General features: G+C 46.4%; 23 protein-coding genes and 1 tRNA gene. 17 read left to right on the top strand and 7 right to left on the bottom strand.

Translation table 11 applies throughout. From position 1 onward, the window contains the following. Position 1 precedes the first annotated feature (1 nt). The 3 genes from H515_RS0106150 to H515_RS0106135 form a co-directional block, all read right to left on the bottom strand. Entirely contained in the window at positions 2-217 is a 216-nt protein-coding gene (locus H515_RS0106150; protein WP_004368860.1) for a helix-turn-helix transcriptional regulator, read from the bottom strand. 170 nt (positions 218-387) lie between these two features. Next, positions 388-1,611: a site-specific integrase gene (locus tag H515_RS0106145; protein ID WP_025877024.1), complete on the bottom strand. Its 1,224-nt coding sequence runs from the start codon at positions 1,609-1,611 to the stop codon at positions 388-390. A gap of 557 nt (positions 1,612-2,168) precedes the next feature. After that, positions 2,169-2,924 carry a response regulator transcription factor gene (locus H515_RS0106135; protein ID WP_025877022.1) on the bottom strand — a complete coding sequence of 252 codons (756 nt, stop codon included), beginning with the start codon at positions 2,922-2,924 and terminating at the stop codon, positions 2,169-2,171. A gap of 228 nt (positions 2,925-3,152) precedes the next feature. Here H515_RS0106135 and H515_RS0106125 point away from each other — a divergent pair, with 228 nt between their 5' ends. Then, a complete protein-coding gene (locus H515_RS0106125; protein ID WP_025877018.1) occupies positions 3,153-4,388 on the top strand; it encodes a transglutaminase-like domain-containing protein in 1,236 nt (411 codons plus the stop codon). Between the two features lie 298 nt (positions 4,389-4,686). Here H515_RS0106125 and pdxT read toward each other — a convergent pair whose 3' ends face one another. The 3 genes from pdxT to ribD all read right to left on the bottom strand — a co-directional run bounded on the left by pdxT (position 4,687) and on the right by ribD (position 7,746). Beyond that, on the bottom strand, positions 4,687-5,274 hold the full coding sequence (pdxT, locus tag H515_RS0106120) for a pyridoxal 5'-phosphate synthase glutaminase subunit PdxT (RefSeq protein WP_028901717.1): 588 nt from the start codon (positions 5,272-5,274) through the stop codon (positions 4,687-4,689). A gap of 24 nt (positions 5,275-5,298) precedes the next feature. Then, positions 5,299-6,174: a pyridoxal 5'-phosphate synthase lyase subunit PdxS gene (pdxS, locus tag H515_RS0106115; protein ID WP_025877016.1), complete on the bottom strand. Its 876-nt coding sequence runs from the start codon at positions 6,172-6,174 to the stop codon at positions 5,299-5,301. A 528-nt stretch (positions 6,175-6,702) separates the two neighbouring features. Further along, positions 6,703-7,746: a bifunctional diaminohydroxyphosphoribosylaminopyrimidine deaminase/5-amino-6-(5-phosphoribosylamino)uracil reductase RibD gene (ribD, locus tag H515_RS0106105; protein ID WP_025877012.1), complete on the bottom strand. Its 1,044-nt coding sequence runs from the start codon at positions 7,744-7,746 to the stop codon at positions 6,703-6,705. Positions 7,747-7,772: 26 nt separating this feature from the next. Here ribD and prmC point away from each other — a divergent pair, with 26 nt between their 5' ends. From prmC to H515_RS0106045, 12 genes are all read left to right on the top strand, one after another. Then, complete coding sequence (gene prmC / locus H515_RS0106100) at positions 7,773-8,630, top strand: peptide chain release factor N(5)-glutamine methyltransferase (RefSeq protein ID WP_028901716.1); 858 nt, start codon at positions 7,773-7,775, stop codon at positions 8,628-8,630. Continuing rightward, positions 8,627-9,136 (top strand): regulatory protein RecX, encoded by a 510-nt coding sequence (locus H515_RS0106095; protein WP_025877011.1) that lies wholly within the window; start codon positions 8,627-8,629, stop codon positions 9,134-9,136. Before prmC ends, H515_RS0106095 begins: the two co-directional genes overlap by 4 nt. After that, positions 9,120-9,824 carry a ComF family protein gene (locus H515_RS0106090; RefSeq protein WP_025877009.1) on the top strand — a complete coding sequence of 235 codons (705 nt, stop codon included), beginning with the start codon at positions 9,120-9,122 and terminating at the stop codon, positions 9,822-9,824. Before H515_RS0106095 ends, H515_RS0106090 begins: the two co-directional genes overlap by 17 nt. Positions 9,825-9,862: 38 nt before the next feature. After that, on the top strand, positions 9,863-10,495 hold the full coding sequence (pyrE, locus tag H515_RS0106085) for an orotate phosphoribosyltransferase (protein ID WP_028901715.1): 633 nt from the start codon (positions 9,863-9,865) through the stop codon (positions 10,493-10,495). Positions 10,496-10,556: 61 nt separating this feature from the next. Next, positions 10,557-10,967 carry an SRPBCC family protein gene (locus H515_RS0106080; protein ID WP_025877002.1) on the top strand — a complete coding sequence of 137 codons (411 nt, stop codon included), beginning with the start codon at positions 10,557-10,559 and terminating at the stop codon, positions 10,965-10,967. 150 nt (positions 10,968-11,117) lie between these two features. Continuing rightward, positions 11,118-11,693, top strand: a complete 576-nt coding sequence (locus H515_RS0106075) for a hypothetical protein (RefSeq protein WP_036891560.1) — start codon at positions 11,118-11,120, stop codon at positions 11,691-11,693. Between the two features lie 513 nt (positions 11,694-12,206). Continuing rightward, a tRNA-Leu gene (locus tag H515_RS0106070) sits at positions 12,207-12,292 on the top strand. Positions 12,293-12,342: 50 nt separating this feature from the next. Beyond that, positions 12,343-13,335 (top strand): TlpA disulfide reductase family protein, encoded by a 993-nt coding sequence (locus tag H515_RS0106065; RefSeq protein ID WP_025877000.1) that lies wholly within the window; start codon positions 12,343-12,345, stop codon positions 13,333-13,335. Further along, positions 13,335-14,882 carry a YifB family Mg chelatase-like AAA ATPase gene (locus tag H515_RS0106060; RefSeq protein ID WP_028901713.1) on the top strand — a complete coding sequence of 516 codons (1,548 nt, stop codon included), beginning with the start codon at positions 13,335-13,337 and terminating at the stop codon, positions 14,880-14,882. Before H515_RS0106065 ends, H515_RS0106060 begins: the two co-directional genes overlap by 1 nt. Before the next feature lie 2 nt (positions 14,883-14,884). Then, the gene (locus H515_RS0106055) at positions 14,885-15,916 is read left to right on the top strand and encodes an acyltransferase family protein (protein WP_025876996.1); all 1,032 of its coding nucleotides are present in this window, start codon (positions 14,885-14,887) and stop codon (positions 15,914-15,916) included. Between the two features lie 52 nt (positions 15,917-15,968). Beyond that, on the top strand, positions 15,969-16,703 hold the full coding sequence (locus tag H515_RS0106050) for a helix-turn-helix domain-containing protein (RefSeq protein WP_025876994.1): 735 nt from the start codon (positions 15,969-15,971) through the stop codon (positions 16,701-16,703). 514 nt (positions 16,704-17,217) lie between these two features. Further along, the gene (locus tag H515_RS0106045; RefSeq protein WP_025876989.1) at positions 17,218-19,299 is read left to right on the top strand and encodes a TonB-dependent receptor; all 2,082 of its coding nucleotides are present in this window, start codon (positions 17,218-17,220) and stop codon (positions 19,297-19,299) included. Positions 19,300-19,580: 281 nt separating this feature from the next. Here the strand turns inward: H515_RS0106045 and H515_RS0106040 are convergent, their stop codons facing one another. Continuing rightward, positions 19,581-20,216, bottom strand: coding sequence for a DUF4294 domain-containing protein (locus H515_RS0106040; RefSeq protein ID WP_025876988.1), 636 nt, complete (start codon positions 20,214-20,216; stop codon positions 19,581-19,583). Between the two features lie 185 nt (positions 20,217-20,401). Here H515_RS0106040 and H515_RS0106035 point away from each other — a divergent pair, with 185 nt between their 5' ends. The 4 genes from H515_RS0106035 to H515_RS0106020 form a co-directional block, all read left to right on the top strand. Continuing rightward, positions 20,402-21,229, top strand: a complete 828-nt coding sequence (locus tag H515_RS0106035; protein ID WP_025876987.1) for a DUF3800 domain-containing protein — start codon at positions 20,402-20,404, stop codon at positions 21,227-21,229. Positions 21,230-21,404: 175 nt separating this feature from the next. Continuing rightward, positions 21,405-23,396: a helix-hairpin-helix domain-containing protein gene (locus H515_RS0106030; protein WP_372587405.1), complete on the top strand. Its 1,992-nt coding sequence runs from the start codon at positions 21,405-21,407 to the stop codon at positions 23,394-23,396. 133 nt (positions 23,397-23,529) lie between these two features. Continuing rightward, positions 23,530-23,667: a hypothetical protein gene (locus H515_RS14515; RefSeq protein WP_154653662.1), complete on the top strand. Its 138-nt coding sequence runs from the start codon at positions 23,530-23,532 to the stop codon at positions 23,665-23,667. A gap of 133 nt (positions 23,668-23,800) precedes the next feature. Continuing rightward, a partial coding sequence (locus H515_RS0106020; protein WP_028901711.1) for a transposase occupies positions 23,801-24,075 on the top strand: 275 nt, incomplete at its 3' end.

Genomic DNA, 24,075 nt, shown 5'->3' with positions numbered 1-24,075 from the left:
ACTATATTGATTTGAAATATTCTTTGTTAAGCAACTCGGCTATATCTACTTCGAGCAGCTTGGCTATTTTCAGATATGTCTCCATAGGTGGTTGACATGCATTGGTACACCACTTAGATACTGTAGTAGGTGCACACCCTAGTTGTTCAGCCAACCATTTATTTGTCCTTTTCTTTTCTGCTAACACTACTTTTATGCGATTAATATCTTTGTCCATAATGGATTATAGATTCGTTATAAATACAAAAGTACACATTTTTTTGAAGATAATGCAAAATATGGATTTGTTTAGCCAAAAATATCACTAAATTGGCGTTTTCCTCATCATGTCTGTCTGATTACAATTAGAAAAGATTTGGACTAAGAATAGACCATATAAATCAAGTCCTACATTTTTAATTCTGGTAAACTATTTATCGCTTCCGACTTTAGCTTATCCACTGCACGGGTGTATTTCTCTGTGTGCTTCAATCCGCTATGCCCCAATAGGCTGGCGACGGTTTTAATGTTAGCCCCATTATTGAGGATGTTCACGGCAAAGCTATGGCGAGCACAATGCCAACTGATATGTTTGTTGATGCCTGCACGCTTTACCCACCGTTTAACAGATTTGCTACAGCTTTCATAAGAAGGTAAATTGAATATCGAGGAATCCAAGTCTTCAGGTGCATCACCAATCAATGACAATAATCCATCGTTTAGGGGGATGACAACGCCACTATGCGCAGAATGTCCTTTGGTCTTATTCTGCTCAAACTTCAATAAGCGATTGGTGTAATCTATATTTTTATAGGTTAAGTCTTTCACATCGCAGAAGCGCAGTCCACAATAAAGACATAGGATAAATGCTCGTCTGACATTTGGGTTTTCATTATCGTAATGGCATTGAATCAGTGATTGGATTTCATCCATAGACAACACATCTTTACGAAGAATCTGTTCATCCACTTTGCATACCACACCCTTACAGGGATCTTTCAACATCACTTCATGGTCGATGGCGTAGCGCACCACTTTCTTGAAACGTTGGTAAATACTCTTTGCTCCCTCACCCACACTTCTTGATTGCAGGTATTCAACAAAGTGTTCCATCATATCTTTAGTTATCAAGTCAGGCTTAATGCCAAACTCATAGAGTGGGTATTGCTCTTTCAGAAAATCCCTAAAACGATTCAAGGCTATCTTTATCATCCGCAAGTCTTTCTTTGTATAACTGTCAATGTAAGCCTGATAGTAGTCCAAGAAATTGATATTTCTATCTTTCTTCAGACGATAGCCGAGCATACTCTCCTTAAATTGTTGTTCACGCTCTGCACGGATCTTGGCAGCCAGTTCAAGCGTTTCTTTGTTCTTTTGCCGTTCCACAGGGGTACGGGGCTTGGCTATCAAATACAACTGCAAATTCTCTTTTCGCCTATTGTGCTTGATGTGTACTTTGGGTTTACCCACCATCTTACCTGTTTCATATAAAACAGGGTTACCGTCCTCGTCCAATACAGGTGTTTCTTCTCTACCAAGATAATACTCCAGATAAAGACTTATTTGACCATCAGAAAGCACATTTTGCTCCAATTTCGGGTTTTCTTTTGCTTTATTTTCTAATTTTGCCATAGTTGATAGTTATGTACCTAAATGTGTATCAAACCGAGTAAAATCATTAACTCGTTTATTTTCAGATGTTTTCTTATTTTGCAAAGATACTAAAAAGTTTGAAATATCAAAGTGTACTAAAAGTGTACTATCTAACAAAAAACAGGCAAAAAAGGGCAAAATCACTAAATATAAGAAAATTGCAAATAGCTGATTATCAATATAATATATTCTTTTAGTTTCTCTTATTTTTACGATATTGTACCGGGTCTGGGTACATTAATAGAAAAGGAAGTTGTTGGTTATCATTAAGATACGGCAACTTCCTTTCTTTTTACAGGAACATTTGAGGAAAATTTCTGAAAAAACACAATAGAAAATTGACGGGCTATGTCTCGGAATGCTTTACAAAAAGTGTCGGACATTCAGAATCCGGCAGTGGTCTCACTCATAAGCTCAGAAGAATGACAACCAGGATTTTTCAGATGTTTCACCAATCTCAAAAGAAAAGCTCAGCGATCGTTGAGTTGATGAAGCAGTTAAAGCTAAGGTTTGCACATGTCAGCCAAAGAATCCAGCTAAAGAAGTTTGTTGTTGGTGGCAAATGACAGCGCTTCGGTGATATTTGCAACCTTCAACCGCTCAAACATATTTCTACGATAGAACTTAACGGTGTCAACCGATTTACACATTCTTTCGGCTATCTCATTCATGGTCAACCCCGAAGATGCAAGCCGGAGCATATCCTTTTCTTCCTCTTTCAGCACTACCCCCTCCTGCTTAATCCACCGATGTCCTTCCAATGAGTACCTCCAATAGTCAGACTTTCCATCTTGATGAAACTCTATGTGTCCCGCCGTATCATGCGTTGAGAGCGAGACGATGCACATCGCAATCCACACTTTTCCCTCATCGGACAGCAGAATCGGGGTGAGCTTATGGTTAATCAGGATTTTCTTCCTGTCATACAACAAATGAAAATCATAGGTTACGTAGCACCTTTGTCGTTCCTCCATGGGAAGAGAATCGAATAATCGAAAGCCCCCACTGTTGATCTGAACCAGCATTGATTGCTCTTCTTCGGGTACATATTTTAGATAATAGGCATAACCGAGCTCTCTCACCTCTTGAGACGAGAGACCGCAAAGAAAGAGCGGATTGTCTGATACATACAGGAAATTTTGTTGTGAGTAATCAATCAGATAGACACTTTGATACGACAACCGAGAAAAGGCCTCTACTGTACGGATTAACGGAACAATATGCCCATATTGTTCATTCTCTATTCTTCCTATCGTGTTGGAAGGTATGAAAAAGTCGTCTTTCTTTGTCATGTCTATCACTAAATTACTGTCCAAAAGTACAAAAATTTATACAAATGTCTTATATTCACTACACAAAAGTGTAGTTTTTCTTTTGTTCACCGCAAAATTACCCAAAAGTGTAGTAGAACAAGAAAACGAATTAATTATCTTTGCTTCTGCAATGAACAAATTGCTTTTAATTGAAGAGAATGGGAGGTACAGCCCGAAACATTTATATAAACAAAAATACATAAAACAATGAAAAAGAACCTATTATTATTTTTTGCTTTGATTATCGCTGCATTGTCAGCCCATGCGCAAACAGATTCGGACCGAATGAACAAACTCATTGCAGAGCTAACTCCTCTTGATAGTGCCTACAAAGCTCAATACGAAAACAAAGACTATTCGGCAGCAATCCAGTCCATCAACCAAATGTTGAAGCTTTGGAATGGAATGGAATTGTCGAAAGAAGAAAATGAGAAATATGGCGCAGCTATCAAGAACAGTGTAGCCATCCTCTATTATAATCAGGCTTGTTCCTATTCGTTAGTCAACAAACGCAAAGAGGCGATTGATGCTTTTCGGCAGAGTGTTGCTTGCGGATACACCAACTATCGTAGCGCAAAGAATGACGAAGATTTTAAGAACATACAAAACGACAAGAAATTCAAGAAGATATTGGAATCGATTCGTCAGTATGACAAACTTTTCATCTTGCAGCACAGCAAGGGTTACAACAAGGAATGCACCGATTCGTTACCTCATTTCAGATACCAGTCTCCAGAGAATTACTCTTTGAAATACACCCGCAATTTCTTTAACCTTGACTCGGTGGCGGGAAATGGTGACGAGATTTCCAAATTCAAAAACATACTGAAGTTCGTTCACGATACCATTCAGCACGATGGCGGCAACTTTGGCTTTTGCGAGAGCGACCCCATAGACATCTACAACTATCACAAGACGACTGGCAAGGGCGTGAACTGTCGCCAACTTGCAATCACACTCTGCGGCATGTATCTGGCAATGGGTTATCCCACCCGCTATGTAACCTGCCTGCCACAAGACGCCAACGATACCGATTGCCATGTGATTTGCTGCGTCTATTCTCAAAAACTCGACAAATGGCTTTGGATGGACCCCACCTTCAACGCCTATGTAGAGGACGATAAGGGAAATCTGTTGAGCATTGAAGAAGTGAGAAGCAGACTGATTGCCAACCAACCCCTTGTTCTGAACGAGGATGCCAATTGGAACAATAAGAAAACATACACCAAAGAGTATTATTTGGATTACTACATGGCCAAAAACCTTTATTGGCTGGAATGTACTGACTTCAATTGCTTTAATCCTGAACCACGTTTCAGAGACATAAAAAGGACTTATATAGGACTGGTGCCACAGGGATTCACATCAAAGGCAACAGAAGATACAATGCTGACGAGCGACCCTGACTATTTCTGGCAGAAGCCTACGACTTCTAAAAACTAACCTTACAGTGTCAACTTAGTTCTCTCTTAACCCTCTCCATAGCTCAAATCGCTGATAACGAAACGGAGAATGAAGAACGAGAGTAGTCCCATCGGCAGGTGAGAGAATGGCACCGAAAAATGCCCCATCAGCCACAAGTGTCTGATAGGGCAAATCTTTTTTTCAAATCAGTCATGAAGCCATATTGACATCATCCGATTGTGAACGTACTGCCTGATGACCGATTCTCGATTATGTCAACACCTGACTTGTCATTCAGGCTTGATTCCAATCACTATCCTTGCAAAGATTTATGCTTTCAGCGTGAGGCTGACGACGAAACAAGGTGGCTGAAATATTCATGTACCCTCGTATCCTGTCCCAATTCTGGATGGAAGGCCGTCACAAGCTGATTGCCCTGTTGGGCAGCAACGATGTGTCCGTCAACCTCAGCCAGTATCTCCACTCCCTCTCCGGCACTCTCGATATAAGGTGCGCGGATGAAAGTCATGGGCACAGGTTCGGCAATGCCCTTCATGGGTGCCGTGGTTGCGAAACTTCCCATCTGTCTGCCATAAGCATTCCTACAAGTGTGTATGTTCATTGTCGCAAAGCGATCGTATGAACTGTTAGCATTGTCAACCTCCTTCGACAGCAATATCAGTCCCGCACACGTACCATAGACGGGCAGTCCTTGCTCAATATCACGCTTAATCGGCTCGAACAGATTCAGTTCGTGCAGGAGTTTCAGCATGACGGTACTCTCACCGCCAGGGATGATCAGCCCATCCTTGGGCTGTTCCCAGTCGGCTGCTTGTCGAACCTCAAAGGTCTCCGCGCCAATCTTCTGCATCATGCGAGCGTGCTCGGCGAAAGCACCCTGAAGTGCCAGAATCGCAATTCTCATAACTCGGCTATTGTGATTCTTGCTTTACTTGCCGCGCTCGGCCATCAGCACTTCGATTTCGCTCTCGTTGATGCCTACCATTGCCTCACCGAGGTCTTCGCTCAACTCTGCAATCATCTTCGCATCCTTGTAGTTGGTGACTGCCTGAACGATGGCACGTGCACGCTTCTCCGGATTGCCAGACTTGAAGATACCTGAGCCTACGAACACACCCTCTGCACCAAGTTGCATCATCAGCGCAGCGTCAGCAGGAGTAGCCACACCACCGGCTGCAAAGTTCACTACTGGCAACTTTCCGTTGTCGTGAACGTACTTCACGAGATCGTAAGGAGAACGCAACTGCTTTGCAGCTTCGTAGAGTTCATCCTCACCCATGGATGTCAGACGGTGCATTTCGCTCTGAATCAAGCGCATGTGACGCACTGCCTGAATGATGTCGCCTGTACCAGGCTCGCCCTTTGTACGAATCATCGTAGCACCTTCGGCGATGCGGCGCAAAGCCTCGCCTAAGTCTTTCGCACCACAAACAAACGGAACGTCGAACTGGTTCTTGTCAATGTGGTAGATATCATCAGCTGGTGAAAGCACTTCGCTCTCGTCGATATAGTCGATTTCTATAGCCTGAAGGAGCTGAGCCTCAACAAAATGGCCGATACGCACCTTTGCCATAACAGGAATGCTCACCGCCTCTTGAATGCCACGTATCATTTTAGGGTCGCTCATACGCGAGACACCACCTGCTGCACGAATGTCGGCTGGGATACGCTCCAGTGCCATTACCGCACAAGCACCTGCTGCCTCTGCGATTTTAGCCTGTTCGGGAGTTGTAACGTCCATAATCACACCGCCTTTGAGCATCTGTGCCAAGTTGCGGTTCAGTTCTTTTCTATTCTCTTTCATAGTGTTTTATTTATTTTATTTGTAATATTTTGTTGTTACGGGACAGCTATCAGACGTGTATTACTCGATTTTCGCATCTCGTTCGGACACTCAATCTCGCTCAACGCTGCTTGTCTTATTGCCGACAATTCATGGTTTTTCATAAAATTGCATCAACAAAGGTAATTCAACTCTCCGTATTTGCCAAAAGTTTATTCCCTTATGGGTAATAAATACGTACAAAAAGGAAAACAGAGCCTCATCGTCCCATTTTTTAGGCGTATTGTTCGTCCTGCTTTCAACAAGTACCGGCATTCGCATTCATCGTCATCTGGCTGCATTTTTGGAGAGCAGTCGGGTGAGCTTGTAAGCTATTTGATGACCGTTTGCGATGAGCTGCCTGAATGCCGCTGACCTTCCGTTTTCCGACTAATAAGCTTTCGCATTGCCATAGGTGACCTATCGTAGTGCGAAAGGTGACCTATGACAATGCAATAGCTCATCTTTTGCAATGTTGCAAATGTGCTGTAATCATCTTGAAGTTGGGATTTATTCCGTTAGTCGCCTGTATGTCGCTATGCAGTTTTCGTAGTATTCCGTTTTTACAAGGTGGCTGTTGGTGGGCAGACGAGGGCTTCCGATACCTTCGTCAGCGGTGAATGGGGCGGTTTCTATTCTGATTTCATCCCACAAACCCTCGTCGATGAACGACTGGAGGGTGTGTGCTCCTCCTTCGACAATGAGGCTTTGCAGCTTGTGTTCGTAGAGATAGGACAATAGCGGACCAATACCCGTGAATGAGAGTGTGCCGGGCGATGCAGATCGGACAGGAATCGTGGACGACAAGACGCACTTACAGGGATTGGGGCCGCTCCATTCGCGCACGTTGAGCTGCGGGTGTTCGAGCTCGTCGGTCACTCTTCCCACAAGAATGGCATCGTTTTCGGCACGCAATTTATGCACGAGCATTTTTGTAAACGGTGTCGATATTTGCAAGGAAGCTGTCGGGACGTTCTGACAATGTGAGGGGTTTGCCTGTGTTCTGCTTCCTTCGTCATTAGGAAGGATGGTGGAACTGTTTCCGATAATTCTGTTTTCCGTCTGCGCCCACTTCAATATGATGTACGGACGCTTCAGCGTATTGAACGTGATGAACTTGCGGTTCAACTCCAGACATTCCTTTTTCAACACACCTACGGTAACCTCGATGCCAGCTTCTCGTATGCGTCGGATGCCCCGTCCCTGCACTTCGGGAAAGGGATCGACGCAGCCACATACCACTCTTTTTACCCCCTTGCCGACAATCAGGTCGGCGCATGGTGGTGTTTTTCCGTAGTGAGAGCACGGTTCGAGGCTGACATAGACAGTCGATTCGGGTAAGAGTGGTTCGTCCTCGGTGCGCACCGATGCGAAAGCGTTCACCTCGGCATGCCCCTCACCGCATCGAACGTGGTAGCCTTCGCCGATTATTTGACCTGCTTGGCTCACAATCACCGCACCCACCATGGGGTTGGGCTTTGCCAACTGCTGCCCGTTGCGCGCCAGTTGTAGGCATCGGCGCATGTATATTTCGTCTGTTTCCTCTTGTTTCATTTCGTTTTATTTTCTACCTTTGCAATATGTCTTATCAGAAACTATGCCAACGACTTGGCCATCTCTATCCCGAAGGCGAGGCGCAAGCAATCGTCCGCACGGTGTTGGAGGTGCGCTTTGGGCTTTCCCTGACAGATATTTATACGGGCAAAGTTAGTGAATTATCTGCAGACGACAGTGGTGAGCTCGAAAAAATAATGCTGCGGCTCGAACAGGCTGAGCCTGTGCAGTATGTTTTGGGCGAAGCCGACTTCTGTCATCGCACTTTTCACGTGGAGAGGGGTGTGCTGATTCCGCGTCCTGAGACCGAAACGCTTTGCCAGTGGATATTATCGGACAACAATCGGCCCTATTGTGCCCTTCAGCCGCCTGAGCCATTGCAAGTGCTGGATGTGGGGACGGGAAGCGGATGCATTGCTATCACGTTGGCACTTGAGCTCGACAACTCGGAACTGGAGGCCTGCGACATATCGGGCGATGCGCTGCTTGTTGCCCGAAACAATGCCATTGCGCTGGGGGCTGAGGTCAATTTCAGGCTCGAAGACATCTTGAGCCCTTGCGGGAGGACATCGGCTTACAACATCATCGTGAGCAATCCGCCCTACATCTGTGACAACGAACGGAGCGGAATGGCGCAAAACGTGCTCGGTTACGAACCGGCAACGGCGCTGTTCGTGCCCGATGACGACCCGATACGCTTCTATCGTGCCATCGCCGAATACGGTTGGGATGCATTGAGGTCAGCAGGTGCGCTTTATTTTGAGACCAACCCGTTCTATATATATAAGGTGGAAGCGATGTTGGCTGACTTAGGTTACACCAATATTGAACTGCGCAACGACCAATTCGGGAAGAAACGTTTTGCCAAAGCCATCAAGCCATGATACAAAAGAAAATAATGACCGAAGCGGAAGCTCTGAAAAAACTCGGCGATCTCTGTGCGCGGGGCGAGCATTGCTCTGGTGAGATAATGGAAAAGATGCGGAAATGGAGCATCGCAAATGATGCACAAGAGCGCATTATCGACTATCTCATCGACCACAAGTACGTCGATGACAAGCGGTTCACACAGTCTTTCGTGCACGACAAGATAGCTTACAACAAATGGGGGCGCAGAAAAATAGAGCAGGCGCTATGGATGAAGCGAGTGCCGGGACATGTCTCGCAGCCCATTCTTGACGATATTGACGACGAGGAGTATCTCGTGGTGCTTCGTCCGCTCATGAAAAGCAAATATCCGACCATCAAAGGTAATTCCGAATACGAGCGTTCGATGAAACTTATCAAGTTTGCGATGGGCCGTGGCTTCACTCTCGACCTTATTCGCAGATGTATAGATGACGCAACGATGGTCGATGACATTGATTTTGACAATGAAGAGGACGATTAGCCTTTGGACACGCTTGTTCGATTTCATAGCTCCGCGCGTCTGTCCGGTGTGCGACAGTCGGCTGGGGGTTACCGAAGAAGTTCTCTGTGGAGCCTGCAACCTCAGCCTTCCAAGGACAAACTACCACTCGTCGCTGCTCGACAACGAGTTGGCGCGCCTCTTTTGGGGAAGGATTCCTGTGGGGAAATGCGTCGCTTTCTGCTATTACAACCCGCAATCGCCCACCAGTCGCCTCATCTACAAGCTCAAATATTTCGATCATCCAGAGATAGGAGAAGACTTGGGACGAATGATGGCAGGCGAATACCTGTCCACCGGCTTCTTCGACGACATCAATCTGCTGCTCCCTGTTCCGCTGGCGCGCAAGCGTATTCGTCAACGGGGCTACAATCAGAGTGTGGAGATAGCCCGTGGCATAAAGACGGTGACAGGATTGCCCATCATTGAAAATGCCGTCAGGCGCAAATCGTTCAAGGGAAGCCAAACTCAGAAAGACCGATGGCAGCGCAATGAGAACGTGGAGAACGACTTTGAACTAATAGATGCCAAGGTATTGGAGAACAAGCACGTACTTCTTATTGATGATGTCATTACCACGGGAGCCACAATGACGGCATTCGGACGGGAAGTGGCTAAGGCTAAGAATGTAAAAATCAGTATTATGGCTTTGGGATTCGCCAAAAGTTGACTACCTTTGCCGAGGATTTATAATATCAATCGATACACATGGAAGATTTAAAGAAAATATTTGCCGGCAAATTGCTTGGCATCAAGGCTATCAAACTGCAGCCCAACGATCCTTTTACATGGGCGAGCGGATGGAAATCGCCGTTCTATTGCGACAACCGCAAGACACTTTCGTTCCACGATGTGCGCTCGTTCGTGAAGTTGGAACTGACCCATGCCATTATGAAACATTTCCCAGAGGCTACAGCCGTTGCAGGAGTGGCCACTGGTGCCATAGCTCAGGGAGCATTGGTGGCCGACGAACTGGCCATGCCTTATGCCTATGTGCGTCCGAAACCAAAGGATCACGGCATGAAAAACCAAATAGAGGGCGAATTGCCATTGGGCTCTAAGGTTGTGGTTGTTGAGGACTTGATTTCCACGGGTGGCTCATCGCTCAAGGCTGTCTCAGCTTTGCGCGAGGCAGGGTTCGAGGTTGTCGGCATGGTGGCTTCCTATACTTACGGCTTCCCTGTGGCAGAGCAGGCTTTCAGCGAGGCAAACGTGAGACTGGTGACGCTCACTGACTACCAGAATGTTGTGGAAAAGGCCCTGGAGACTGGTTATATCAAGCAGTCGGACGTGCCTTTGCTCAACGAGTGGCGCAAGTCTCCAGAGAATTGGATGAAGTAATTGTGCGATAGAAGCCGAGCTTTTTCGGCATGAATCGCCATCAACTCATTTACAAAAGATTATGAGTAAATTTGAAAGCAACGTAAAACAAATACCCTATCCCCAGCAAAACGTCTATGACATGCTGAGCGATTTGACGAATATAGAGAAGGTCAAGGACAAGGTTCCTGGAGATAAGCTGAAGGATTTGACTTTCGACAAGGATACCATATCGGTCAATGTGCCTCCCGTTGGTCAGGTAAGCATGCGCATCATTGAGCGTGAGGAACCAAAAATGATTAAGTTTGCGAGCGAGAAGTCGCCGATGTCATTCAATTTCTGGATTCAAGTGCTACCCACTGATGAGCACAACTCGAAAATGCGCTTGACAATCGATGCCGATATTCCTTTCTTTGCCAAGGGAATGGTGTCTGGCCCACTTCAGGAGGGGGTGGAAAAGATTGCCGAGGCATTGGCCATGATACCCTATTAATAGATTCTTGGCAACCCCTCTCCTTCAGGAAGGGGCTACCAATAGGCACTGCTCGCAAAGTAATAATGCGGAAAAGTGTCATGGGCAAGAACGTATCAGATGTTATTTATTGATGTTCGGGAAGTGATTTTTTACATTTAATCTTTCAATATGTTCAAAACACCACTACTGTGGCTCATCGCCTTGCTTCTTTTTGCTTCATGCGGAGACAATATCGAGTTTGAATACAGCGACCATCACTGCTATCTGACGATTGACAACAGCACTCATCTGGATGCGACACTGGCCAGTTCGATGAACCAGATGTCGCCAGGTGTTTTCACAATCATAAGACCCGTCTATAGGAACGGAGCCAACTTCTTCAGCTTCACCAACAATCAGGGGCTGTCGTCGGAGAAACGCTTCACGGCCATCGACCTGCGGCTGGAGAGCTATCGACGTGTGGGCATGCAACAGGGGCTTATTGTGGGCTATGGCAATCTCGATCAGCCCGCAAGATTCTATGCCTTCGACCTACAATGTCCCAACTGTTTCGATTTCAATGCTCTGCCTCTGAAAGCCTATGAACTGACAATGAATGGGGCGGGAGTTGCAAGATGTGGTAATTGCGGACGGACCTATAACATGAACACTGGCGGTAACATCTTGTCGGGGGGGGAAGGCAAGCCGCTCATCCGTTATCGTGCAGTTTCGCGCGGACCTTACGGGGTGTTAAACGTGAACTGAGGCCTTCGCCAGTTGAGCCTTGCGGATAGTGGACGGGGCGAAAGAGTGAATGTCAGTTGAGAGATTTTGTCAAAATAATTCAGCAATCATGTTCCATTACTTAGCTTCCGTTCTGTCATAGCTTAGCTATTGCACGGCGAAAGGTCAGCTTTCGTGGTGCAATAGATGATGTTTTGCAATGCAAAATCTTTTGCACTGACTATCAGTTTTTTATAAAATCAGTCGTGATGGCTTAACTGTAAATTTCTTTTACTTCAATCCGAAATTTTCTTTTCCTCCTAACGGTTGCTCGAAGAGTGAGGAGAGTTGCTGCGACACCTCATCATTGCCGAACTGTTTGCACGGCGGAAAGGTAAAGATGGGCAAGTGTCAGCACATATTTAGGACCAGTAGTCCCATCCTGTCTGCGTCAAGCCACGATTCGTTTTGTGGTCATTTTGCCATCTGTCAGATAATAAAAACTACAAAATTCTTGTGATTTTCGATATTTAGCCTTATCTTTGCACTCGGTTTGCCGCAATGGTGGAATTGGTAGACACGAGGGACTTAAAATCCCTTGGCCAGTAATGGCTGTGCGGGTTCGAGTCCCGCTCGCGGCACTTCTTATATTCTATGAGGAATATAGAATGGTTTCTTAAATCTTTCTCACATGAAGCAAATAGTATATTTTATTCTTCTATCACTGCTATTGGTTTCTTGTGGTACTCGCAGCGGGCACTTCAAGATGGAAGGGCATTTGTTGCACATGAATCAAGGTGAGCTTTATGTGTATAGTCCCGATGGGGCCATCGACGGGTTGGACACCATCAAGATTGAGGGCGGTCGCTTCACGTATGAGATTCCCAGCCAGTTCGATGCAACACTCGTCATCATCTTCCCGAACTTTTCAACGCAACCCATCTTCACAGAACCAGGAGAGGCCGTCGAAGTGACAGCCGACGCATCGCATCTGAAAGAGATGGAGGTCAAAGGGACCGATGCCAACAAGCTGATGACCGACTTCCGGAAGCAAGTGTCTGAGGCCTCGCCACCCCAAGAGGTGAAGTATGCCATCCAATTCGTGAAAGACCATCCTGAGTCGCCTGTCAGTGTGTATCTGACGGATAAGTATTTCCTGCAAAATGAGGGAGCTGACTTTAAGCAAGCGTTGGAGCTTGTGAATCTGATGAGCGCCGAACAACCCAAGAACGGTACGCTGTCGATGTTGAAAAGCCAGCTGCATCGACTGAAAAATGCCAGCATCGGCAACCAATTGCCCAACTTCACTGCCCGTGACATGGACGGAAAGCTCGTCAAAGCTGCCGATTTGCAGGGCAAGACGGTCATCATTAGCACATGGGCTTCGTGGAGTTACGAAAGTCTCGACACGCAACGGGCATTGGATGAGCTGTCAAAGAAAGGACAGGCGACAGTCATCGGCATCTGCGTTGATGCTGATGTAAAGGAGGCTCGCAACATTATTGAGCGAGACAACATCTCCTTCCGCAACATCTGCGATGGGCAGATGATGGAGGGTAAGCTACTGAAAACACTCGGTCTGAACACCGTACCCGACAATATCGTCATCAAGAACGGAAAGATAACTGAACGTAGGGTAAACGCAAGTACGCTAAGACAGAGACTCAACAACCTTAATAAGTAATGCTTGTAAAGACATATTGTGCCGCAGTGAACGGAATGGAGGTAACGACCGTCACTGTCGAAGTGAGCATCACACGTGGGGTGCTGTACCATCTTACAGGATTGGCCGACGTTGCCGTAAAGGAGAGCCACGATCGCATAGCGGCGGCTCTGCTGAACGTAGGCTATAAGTTTCCCGTTGCCGACATAACAGCCAATCTTTCGCCAGCCGACTTGCGCAAGGAGGGATCAAGTTTCGACCTTCCCTTAGCTGTCGCCATACTTGCGGCCAACGAAAAGATGCATTCCGACCGCCTCGGCGACTACATGCTTGTCGGAGAGCTGAGCCTTGATGGCACTTTGCAGCCCATTAAGGGAGCTTTGCCGATTGCAATCAAAGCAAGGGCCGAGAAATTCAAAGGGTTGATCGTTCCAAAGGCCAACGAGCACGAGGCCGCAGTGGTGGATTCACTTGACGTTTATGGAATGAGCAACATCATGGAGGTCATCAACTTTCTCAACGACGCTTATGCCCCAGAGCCTTGTTTCGTAGATACGAGAAAGGAATTTTACGACAGTCAGTATGTCAGCGACTTGGATTTTGCAGATGTTCGTGGGCAAGAGAGCGTCAAAAGGGCCCTCGAAGTGGCGGCCGCTGGTTCTCACAACGTCATCATGGTTGGCCCACCGGGAAGCGGAAAGAGTATGATGGCGAAGCGATTGCCTTCCATTCTTCCGCCGTTGTCGCTCAACGAGAGCTTGGAGACCACGCAAATCCACTCCATTGCTGGGAAACTGAAGAAAAATACGGGACTGATCGCACAGCGACCGTTCCGCAGCCCTCATCATACGATATCCGAAGTGGCCCTCGTGGGTGGCGGAATGACTCCGATGCCTGGCGAAATAACGCTCGCTCATAACGGAGTGTTGTTCACGGATGAGCTTCCGGAGTTCAACAAGCACACGCTGGAAGTGCTGAGGCAGCCCTTGGAGGACCGGACTATTACCATTTCGCGGGCCAAATACACAGTGACCTACCCTTGTAGCTTCATGTTTGTGGCAAGCATGAATCCTTGTCCGTGTGGCTATTACGGCGATACGACGCATCATTGTGTCTGTACTCCGGGACAGATACAGCGGTATCTCTCTAAGATTTCAGGGCCATTGCTCGACAGAATCGACCTTCAGATAGAATTAAGTGCCTTGCCTTTTGCCGACATCAGCAAGGCCTCTCCGGGCGAAGCGAGTGCTGCCATACGTGAGCGGGTCATCAAAGCTCGTGCCGTCCAGACGGAACGGTTCAAAGACCATCCCAATATCCATTGCAATGCGCAGATGACCGAGCGCATGATTCACCAGTATGCCGAGCCCGACGAGCAGTCGAAAACGCTCTTACGCTCGGCTATGGAGCGGCTGAAGCTCTCTGCCCGCGCCTATAACCGCATCTTGAAGGTGGCGCGGACCATCGCCGACCTTGAGAATTCTGAGTCAGTGCAGGCTCACCACATAGCAGAGGCGATCGGCTATCGCAGCCTCGACAGGGGAGACTGGGCCGAACGTGGGGTATAACGATGGCAACAGACTGTAAATATCTGAAGCGCGATTCGAACATGGAGTTGCTCCGGTTGGTGGCAATGTTATCCGTAATACTCTTTCATCTCGACTTTCTGGGGATGGGTATTGAACTTCATGTCATCGAAGCGAGTCCCTTGAGCACAATTTTGGGTGTCGTCGGACTGAAGTCGCTTACCATGTCGTGCGTCAATCTGTTTGTGTTGGTTTCCGGTTGGTACGGCATCCGCTTCACGTTGCATAAGCTGGGAACGCTCGTCTTTCAAGTTCTTTTCTATTCTTTGCCCATCTATCTTGTGATCGTCTCCATCGGGCGGACACCCTTCTCTGTCAATTACTTCCTCCATTTGTTACTGACGAACGGATATTGGTTCGTGGGCGCTTACCTTATACTGTTCATTCTGTCGCCTTTGCTCAACCGATTTGCGGAGAATACCACAGCGAAAGAACAGCGAATGCTCCTTTTTGCCTTGTTCGGACTGATGTTCCTTTACGGTTGGATTAGCGATGACAAGTGGTTCGATCGAGGTTGCTCGCCGTTGTTCTTCATCTGTCTCTATCTGTTGGCACGTTATTTCAGCATCCATCGTCCGACTTTCACGCTGCATAAGCCCAAATTCTATTTCCTCTTCTATGCCGCAGTCATGATGCCCGTTGTGCTTCTTGGTTACGTTCTTGTAGCTTCCGGTCGTGAGTCGTGGCTCGACAAACTCTACCAGTACAACTCTCCCGTCAACATTCTTTGCTCAGTCTTGTTGCTTTTGGCCTTTTCGCAACTCCGTTTCCATTGCAAAATTGTGAATTGGATGGGCCGTTCATGCTTTGCCGTTTATCTTTTCCATGCCCATCCTGACTTCTATCAGCAAGTGTTTTATCCCATCGTCAGGCAATTGTTCATGACTGCCTCTGGGTTCCAATTGCTTTTTCATACGGTCGTCCTTGTCACGGTCTTATATCTCATGCCCATCCTCATCGACCAGCTCAGGATTCGTATGTGGGGTTTATTCTCCCGCTTATTCTTGGGTAAATAAACGAAATTTGCTATCTTTGCTCTCACGAAATCCGAACAATTAATGATTGCCTATGAAACCATGGTTTGTAGTTTTTGTTTTCATGATTCTCTTGTCCTCCGCTGTTCTATCGAGTATTGATAGGTATAATTATACCGAACAGACGATTATCAATGACATGAATCAGGCATTGGAACAAACATTGTCTGCTAAGCGAGAGGCATGGATTACGCCCGACACCATCAACGATTACAGGCGAAACTTGAAGATTGATGCATTGCGGGCCGAGTCATTCCTTTCCTATGCGCAGCCGAACGCTCCGAAAGCGCTGTGCAGCAAAAGGATAAAATGGAGGGGAAAGGACAGGGAAGTAGCTTTTCAGAGCTACGCTACCTGTTCTTTTGCTACCGTCTGGGGAATGTCTGACCAACGTATTCCCTACCTTTTGATATGCCTCTCCTCCTTGTGGCTGCTTGTTTCTCTCAAGATTGTCAGACGTAAGAAAGCGGGGATGACGGTGTTCGGCGAATTGGTCTATTCACAATCATCGGCACAGTTCTATGACTCGCACGACAATCCCATACCATTGACGCCTTTGCAGTCGGAGTTGATGCGGTTGTTCCTGTCCAACGACCAGCATACGGTGTCAAAAAAGGAAATCTGCGATCGTTTATGGCCCAAGAAACCCGATGCCAGTGACACCCTTTACACGCTCATCAGGCGAATAAGGCCTGTGATTGAAGAGCGGGGCAAGGTGAAAATAGTCAACGAAAGAGGAAAAGAATACCGGTTAGAGAAGATGGATTAAAAGCGTATTTGTAACCATCAGATATTCAGACGAATAGACTTTAGCTTCCAAAAGGTCACCTTTTACCCTTCGATAGGTGACCTTTTACATTGCGATAGGTGACCTTTTGCGGTGCGAAAGCTAAGCCTTTTGAATTTCACCGTGAAATTATCGTTCCGACAAAGGCCGTTCGTCACGGCTGTGCGATGTGGAATCATCCCCAATTGTTCATTCTACTGCGATTTCACTATTTGCTGATAAGCAAATCGTTTCCTAACCGATTTCATTCGTTTGCCAGCATTTTCTCCGTCGTTCCCTTTCGCCTTAGTCTGCCATGTCTTCAATAGAACGGCAAGCAAGCTGATCGGTAATCAAACAAAACCACTACATACTCTTACGAACCGATTTTGAAAAATGAGCGAAAAAGTCTGAAGTAAGGTCCCGACTGGACATTGTCAGACAGTTGTCAGACAGTTTTCGGGCAACTTTTGAAGTTCTTCGGCTATCTTTGCCGCAACTAATCAAAATGTCAAAGATGAAGAAAAGTATTATTTTAGTATTGATGTTTGTTGCGGTGACAGGCGCAAGAGCTCAGGACGAGCGCACGACGGCAGCGGATAGTCTGGTCGGTGATGTGGCGGAAAAAGTCGTTGAGCTGGGCGAGGTTACCGTTGAGCATGCGAGAGTTGTCGAAAAGGCAGACGGAAAGCTCATTATCCCTTCGTTGTCGCAACGCAACTCCACCACCAATGGCTACGACCTGCTTTCAAAACTGAATCTACCGAGAATAAGAGTAGATGAGGTTATGCGAACCGTCACTGCGTTGGGGAATGAGGGAGCTGTGCAAATAAGGATTAATGGCATCGTAGCCACCAAGGAAGACCTGATTGGGCTATCTCCGAAACTTGTGAAAAACATCGATTTCATCGACAATCCAGGTGTTAGATATGGGAAAGAGACGGGTGTTGTCATCGATATACGGACTTATCGGCATGATAGTGGAGGGGCGGTTGGTGCAGACCTTTCCAACAGTATCACGGCTTGGAATGGCAATAACTCTGTTTTTGCGAGGGTTAATCATGGAAAATCGGAATGGGGGATCAACTACAACCTTACCTATCGTGATTTCAAGGGTGCGAAACTGACAGAAATCGCCAATTATCTGTTGAATGACGGTTCTGTCTATCATATAGAAAGAGCGACCTTAGCCTCGCGGAATAGAACATTCGACCACACATTGCAATTGAAATACAGTCTTGCCGACTCTGCGAGCTATGTCTTTCAAGTATCGTTGTCGGCCAATCTCAACAAAATGCCTAATTACGACGAAAGGCAAAGCATTGTGGACGGACTCCAAAAAATGATGGCCACCCGACGGAACAGTTCAAACAGCAACTCGCCGGTTCTGGATCTGTACTTCTATCACAGGCTGGGTGACCATCAGAGCTTGACGACGAATGTCGTCGGGACAGGAATCACGACCGAGAATGACAGCTATCAGGATGAGGGAGTACCCTACTCCTACAACGTGGATGGGCGGACATGGTCGCTTCATTCCGAGGCGATCTATGAAAACAGGCTTAAACCGTTCACAATTACCATGGGGCTCGCACATGGCATCAAATACACGAGGAATGAATACAAGGGCGACGTGCAGTCGTTGAATCAAATGCACAACCATGATCTTTATCTTTTCAGCGAGGTAAAAGGAATGAGCGGTAAGTTGTCGTACGTTGCTGGGCTTGGCGTTACGAATCAACGGTACAGACAATCGGCCGACAAATTCAATTATTGGCTTTTCCGTCCCAAACTTACGCTCAGCTACCACTTGGCAGCCCCTTTGAGCCTGCGATACTCTTTTGAGATCTACGAGCACGTTTCCAAAATTGCCATGATCAGCAATACGATGATTCGCGAGAATAGCAGAGAGTGGCGGGTGGGCAATCCCAACATCGAACCGAACAAAGTGGTGGAGCAAACCTTGTCGTTGAGCTACAATAAGCCCCGGTTTACCAACACATTCGACATCGCTTATCGAAATAACAGTCATCCCAACATGTCGAAATATATCCGGACTGCCGATAACCAGTTCCATTATCTCCAAGCTAACCAAAAGCGGATAGAGATGTTCTACCTTCAGAATGCGATGAGCTGTGACATCATTCCCGACAAACTGACTTGCACTTTGACAGGGGGCGTTTTCCGGTTCCTGAATAAAGGTGATGAATACAAGCACTATCTTACGAGCGCTTTCGTCTCTGGCAGTTTGAATGCCTATCTGGGGCGGTGGGTTATCAGTGCTTATGCCGACAATGGATGGAAGTTTGTGGAGGGAGAGACACAGGCCCACCACGGCGGTTATGTGTTTTTGAAGGGTGCTTACAGAGTGAGAAACCTGATTTTGTCGCTTTATTGGCAAAATCCGCTCATCTCCCATCCGCGATTGGAAGAGAGTGCAATACTCAATCGATTCATTTCTAAAAAACAGTTGTTCAGTGGAAGCGACAGTGGAAATCTCTTAAATCTCAGTGTTTCGTGGAAATTCGAATACGGACGCAGATACCGTGACGTACAAAAGAAGCTCGGACACAAAGATACGCAGACTGGAATCATGTAGAAAGTTGAGGCTCTGCGGACCGTTTCTCTGCCGACAAGTCGAAATCCTCCAGCCAATCAATCCGCATAGGTGGGGGAGTTAGCGTGCAACTGGCGCTTTCGGGTTGTTGTTACTCGCTTTCAGCCTTCCGTTGACAAATAAAACTCCCCTGAATATCTTGCAATTCAGGGGAGTTACAGTAAGACTGTGTTAGCTTTTGACTTATCAGATGGTGATGCTTACACCACCATACCACGTTGCTCCATAGACCGGAGCATACATAAATGCTGTGTCTCGCCATGCTACAACTGTCCGGCCTCAACCTGCAGCACGATACGTTCGACAAGTCGGTCTGCACCTTTGGGGTCGTAACGCTTCTTCAAACTGGCACCGAACAACCATGCGAAGGCCTGATAGAAGCCAGCGCGCACGGGACCGAGGAAAGCCTGTATGAGTTCGTAACTCGATGAGTTGGTCTCCCGGTCGATAAGTTTGATGAGAAGTTTTCCCTGCGAATGGGTGAGCTTCTTCATGCGGGGCGTGTATTGTTCCTTAATACTTTTTTCCACTCGCTTCATGTGCTCGCTGCGTTCCTTCTTCGTCGGCAGCGTCTCAAGATAGGCACCCGTCTCCAAAATCATCTGGTTGCACTCCTTTGCAAGAGGCAACACCTTCTTGATGTTGGCCACCAATCGGTTGTAAGCCTGCTTCTGCGCCTCGTTCTTGAACTCCAAGGGTGGGAAGATATAGATTTTGTTCGTGCGCACATACTGAATGCTGTCCGATCCCACCTTAGCCTTTCCAATATGAACCATCGGAACGAACGTTGGCGAATCCATATCCACCACGCGGTCCTCAGGATTGATATGGTCTTGCGCCATTGCCGTCATCGTCAATAGCGGAAGACACAATGCGAGAAATATTCTTCCGATGCTCATACGCTGACAAAAGTAATGATTATTTCTCGATTCAGTTTCCTTTTTTAATATTAATTTGAGTTTTTGTTTGTAGTTCCCGGAAATATAAACTACTTTTGCATGAATCTTAATTCTATCTAATTCCAATGTAGTTTTTGGGAGTACGAAAAACAAAAGTTGAAACTTAAATCTTAAATTAGCACGAAATGCTTTATATATGGTTAGACGAAAGTGACAAGGAAGGAACTTATTATTCAAATTTTTATGGTGGTATTCTGATAGAATCAGTTAACGTTGATAAAGTCTTGCACATGAGCCAAACAAAAATATCAGAGGTAGGACTGGATTATGAAGAGATAAAATGGCAAAAAGTCAACAAGTTCACATTTGAGAAATACAAGATACTGATAGACTTTATATTTGATTTGCTTGAGAATGACTTGGCAAAAATCAGGATATTCTTCCGCAATAACCAGTTTGTTCCGCAAGGCTTGACAAAAGAACAGAAAAGAAAAGAATATCCCTTGCTCTACTATCAGTTTATAAAACATGGATTCGGACTTCAGTATTCAAATCCCAACGCTGAGGAAACAAACATAAAACTTCTATTAGATGACATGCCTTTGAAAGGCGATGACGCAAAAGAATTCAAGAGATATCTATTCGGATTGAACTTCGATGATAGTTTTAAGAAAGCACATCTTCATATAAAAATGGAAGATATATGCGAAGTGGATTCGAAAAAGCATCTTCCCTTGCAATTCATGGATTTGATATTGGGTGCAATGTGCTTCCGTCTCAACGACAAACACAAAATAAAAGACGCCATAACAGGTAAGCGGGGGACTCGCACTAAGCTGAAAGAAGATTTATACAAGTATATAAATAATAGGATCAGAAAACTGCATCCCAGATTTAATATTGGAGTAAACACACGAACAAAAGAACTGTCCGACAGATGGGAGCTACCTTACAGCCACTGGTCATTCAAGCCAAGCAACTACAAAAGAGATATATCGAAAGCAAAAAAATAGAGAATGATTCCCATTCATCTACACAAGTGAGCTACGTCACACGTAGCCTTTCAATGAAATGAGAATCATTCTCTGATGCAAATATAGAGATTTATGTTCATATAAGCAAAAAGAAAGGTTGCAAAGAATGATTTTTTAACATTTTAGTCTTACAATCTAATATAAATATAGAAAAGTGAAAAAGATCTATTTTATTATTATCATGGTGTTCATCTCTCTGTCAGGAAAAGCACAAACAGAACACTCGTGGGGGAAATACTTAGATGAGCTGTACCAATTCGATGATGACAACATTGGCAGCCGTGAGGATGCATTTGAAGTTCTCACCGAGCTTGAACAGCATCCCATCAACATCAACACCGCCAATCGCGACGATCTGGAGCGCATTCCCTTTCTCAATGCCACCCAAATAGAGGACTTACTGGCCTACGTATATCAATACAACGGCATGAAAACATTGGGCGAACTGATGTTGATTGAATCACTCGACGACACGAGAAGACAGCTGCTGCAACACTTCGTCTATGTATCAAACGACGAGACGGCAGCCTTCCCATCGCTGAGGAACATCCTCAAACACGGCAAACATGACCTGACGCTTGCCGCCAAGCTGCCTTTCTACGACCGTAAGGGCGACATCAATGGCTATCTGGGCTACAAATATCAGCATTCGCTCCGCTATAAATTCAGTTTCGGTGAGTATTTGCAGGTGGGACTTGTGGGATCGCAAGACAGTGGCGAGCCTTTCTTCGCCGACAAGAATGCTATGGGCTATGATCACTACAGCTTCTACGCAATCGTCAGGAAGCTGGGAATAATCAAAACCTTGGCAGTGGGACGATACAAGGTGAGATTCGGACAAGGACTGGTCATCAACAACGACTTCGGGTTTGGCAAACTCGCCATGATTTCTAATCTCGGACGGACGAACAATGCCATAAGGGCCCACTCTTCACGGTCGCAAGCGAACTATTTGCAGGGTGCAGCCACGACCGTTGCCGTCGGAAAGCACACCGATATCTCGGCTTTCGTCTCCAATCGGTGGATAGACGCAACGCTAAACGACCGCGGCGCCATACAAACCATCATCGAATCGGGCTACCACCGCACCAAACTGGAGATGATGAGAAAGCATAATGCTTCCCAGACGTCAGCTGGTGGAAACATTCAGTGGCGAAACAATGGTTTTCATGCAGGCATCACAGGGCTTTTTGTCCATTTCAACCGGCCGTTGGAGCCCAACAAGAAACAGGTTCACAGGCTTTATTATCCTGAGGGCTATGACTTTTGGAACGCAAGCATCAACTACGGCTACATGAACCATCGCTGGAGCCTCAGCGGAGAGACGGCAACGGGCGGATGCGGAGGCATCGCCACGCTCAACATCGCTTCGTTTCAGGCCAGTCGCTCTTTGTCGCTGATGGCCGTTCAACGATTCTATGGCTACCAATACCACTCCCTTCACTCCGAGAGTTTCAGCGAAGGGGGAAGCGTTCAGAACGAGAACGGGGTGCTGTTGGGAATGGACTGGCGATTCAACCGCCACCTGTCGCTGATGGCTTACACCGATTACGCTTACTTTTCGCAACCTCGCTACCAAGCATCGGCGGCCAGCGACGCATGGGATAATCTGATATCGGCCATCTATACGCGAGGAAGCATATCGCTATCAGCCCGCTACCGCCTTAAAATTCGTACGAAAGACAATGCCGAAAAGACAGCACTCATCCATGAAACGACACAACGCGGCCGGCTCTCGTTCAGCTATTCCATGCCAAAATGGGCCAGCAAGACACAGATTGACGTTGCAAACAGCGATTACAAGTCAGCCAGCTTCGGTTATATGCTCAGCGAGCATGCCACCTTTCATCCGCTAAGGTGGCTTCAGGCATCAGCCAGCATCGGCTATTTCCACACCAACGACTATTCGTCGCGCCTCTATGTCTATGAGAGAGGATTGCTCTACTCGTTCAGTTTTCCAGCTTTCTATGGCAAAGGGCTCCGCTACAGTCTGTTCGCCCGTGCCGATTTCAACCGCCATCTGATGCTCATCATGAAATGTGGTAGCACGAAATATTTCGACCGCGACCACATATCGTCTGGACTTCAGCAAATAAACGCATCGTCAATGACCGATTTGGAACTGCAAATACGTTGGAAATTCTGATAGTAATTGCATCTTTTTTTTGGAATACCAGACATAGAATATATAGTTGAAAGACAGCCTTCAAAATTACATTTACAACTAACTGAACATCAGTACAATACAAAACTCAATATGATAGGTGAGCTTTTGCACGATGATAGGTGAGCTTTCGCCACGCAATAGGTCACCTATTGCAAACCAATGGCTCACCTTCAGCAATGCGACTGTTCATGCGCAAGTGGCGAAAGACGGGAAACAATCCTACCGTGGGTCATTGGTGAAGTCGAAATAGCGCTTCATGACAAGCAGGGAGATGAGCCGTTCGCGATGCTTGTTGCGGAATTGGGCCAGGTACTGTCCTATAAAAGTGTGTAAGCTTCTTTTTTCTTATCTTTGTATTTGAAAACTTTAAAAAAGAAAAAACAATGAAACTTACACATTCGCAAATTTCGGAAATTCTTTCGAATTACACAAGTAGCAGCGAGGGTTTTGTTACCCTTCAGTCATTAATCATGAACTCCCTGATGTATCATGAACGAGAGTTGTTCGTCAGCGAAAATGCCCATGAGCAATGCAATGGCTTCCGTTCTCGTCGTTGGTACAGTCACGGCTTTGAGTTCTCGCTCCGTATTCCGCGCAGTCGCAGCGGAAACTTCTATCCCATTCTCTTAGGGTTGATACGCAGCGAAAGCGAGGAACG

The sequence above is a fragment of the Prevotella corporis DSM 18810 = JCM 8529 genome (genome assembly GCF_000430525.1).
Lineage (GTDB): Bacteria > Bacteroidota > Bacteroidia > Bacteroidales > Bacteroidaceae > Prevotella > Prevotella corporis.
This window is presented reverse-complemented; position numbering and strand designations above follow the sequence as displayed.

Bases quoted from the DNA above. Each gene is read 5' to 3' on its own strand.
- H515_RS0106125 (WP_025877018.1), top strand. From the start codon at position 3,153: ATGAAAAAGAACCTATTATTATTTTTTGCTTTGATTATCGCTGCATTG.
- H515_RS0106135 (WP_025877022.1), bottom strand. From the start codon at position 2,924: ATGACAAAGAAAGACGACTTTTTCATACCTTCCAACACGATAGGAAGA.
- H515_RS14515 (WP_154653662.1), top strand. From the start codon at position 23,530: ATGATAGGTGAGCTTTCGCCACGCAATAGGTCACCTATTGCAAACCAA.
- pdxT (WP_028901717.1), bottom strand. From the start codon at position 5,274: ATGAGAATTGCGATTCTGGCACTTCAGGGTGCTTTCGCCGAGCACGCT.
- H515_RS0106065 (WP_025877000.1), top strand. From the start codon at position 12,343: ATGAAGCAAATAGTATATTTTATTCTTCTATCACTGCTATTGGTTTCT.
- H515_RS0106090 (WP_025877009.1), top strand. From the start codon at position 9,120: ATGAAGAGGACGATTAGCCTTTGGACACGCTTGTTCGATTTCATAGCT.
- H515_RS0106075 (WP_036891560.1), top strand. From the start codon at position 11,118: ATGTTCAAAACACCACTACTGTGGCTCATCGCCTTGCTTCTTTTTGCT.
- prmC (WP_028901716.1), top strand. From the start codon at position 7,773: ATGTCTTATCAGAAACTATGCCAACGACTTGGCCATCTCTATCCCGAA.
- H515_RS0106055 (WP_025876996.1), top strand. From the start codon at position 14,885: ATGGCAACAGACTGTAAATATCTGAAGCGCGATTCGAACATGGAGTTG.
- H515_RS0106060 (WP_028901713.1), top strand. From the start codon at position 13,335: ATGCTTGTAAAGACATATTGTGCCGCAGTGAACGGAATGGAGGTAACG.
- H515_RS0106150 (WP_004368860.1), bottom strand. From the start codon at position 217: ATGGACAAAGATATTAATCGCATAAAAGTAGTGTTAGCAGAAAAGAAA.
- H515_RS0106145 (WP_025877024.1), bottom strand. From the start codon at position 1,611: ATGGCAAAATTAGAAAATAAAGCAAAAGAAAACCCGAAATTGGAGCAA.
- ribD (WP_025877012.1), bottom strand. From the start codon at position 7,746: ATGAAACAAGAGGAAACAGACGAAATATACATGCGCCGATGCCTACAA.
- pyrE (WP_028901715.1), top strand. From the start codon at position 9,863: ATGGAAGATTTAAAGAAAATATTTGCCGGCAAATTGCTTGGCATCAAG.
- H515_RS0106080 (WP_025877002.1), top strand. From the start codon at position 10,557: ATGAGTAAATTTGAAAGCAACGTAAAACAAATACCCTATCCCCAGCAA.
- pdxS (WP_025877016.1), bottom strand. From the start codon at position 6,174: ATGAAAGAGAATAGAAAAGAACTGAACCGCAACTTGGCACAGATGCTC.
- H515_RS0106095 (WP_025877011.1), top strand. From the start codon at position 8,627: ATGATACAAAAGAAAATAATGACCGAAGCGGAAGCTCTGAAAAAACTC.
- H515_RS0106050 (WP_025876994.1), top strand. From the start codon at position 15,969: ATGAAACCATGGTTTGTAGTTTTTGTTTTCATGATTCTCTTGTCCTCC.
- H515_RS0106040 (WP_025876988.1), bottom strand. From the start codon at position 20,216: ATGAGCATCGGAAGAATATTTCTCGCATTGTGTCTTCCGCTATTGACG.
- H515_RS0106035 (WP_025876987.1), top strand. From the start codon at position 20,402: ATGCTTTATATATGGTTAGACGAAAGTGACAAGGAAGGAACTTATTAT.
- H515_RS0106045 (WP_025876989.1), top strand. From the start codon at position 17,218: ATGAAGAAAAGTATTATTTTAGTATTGATGTTTGTTGCGGTGACAGGC.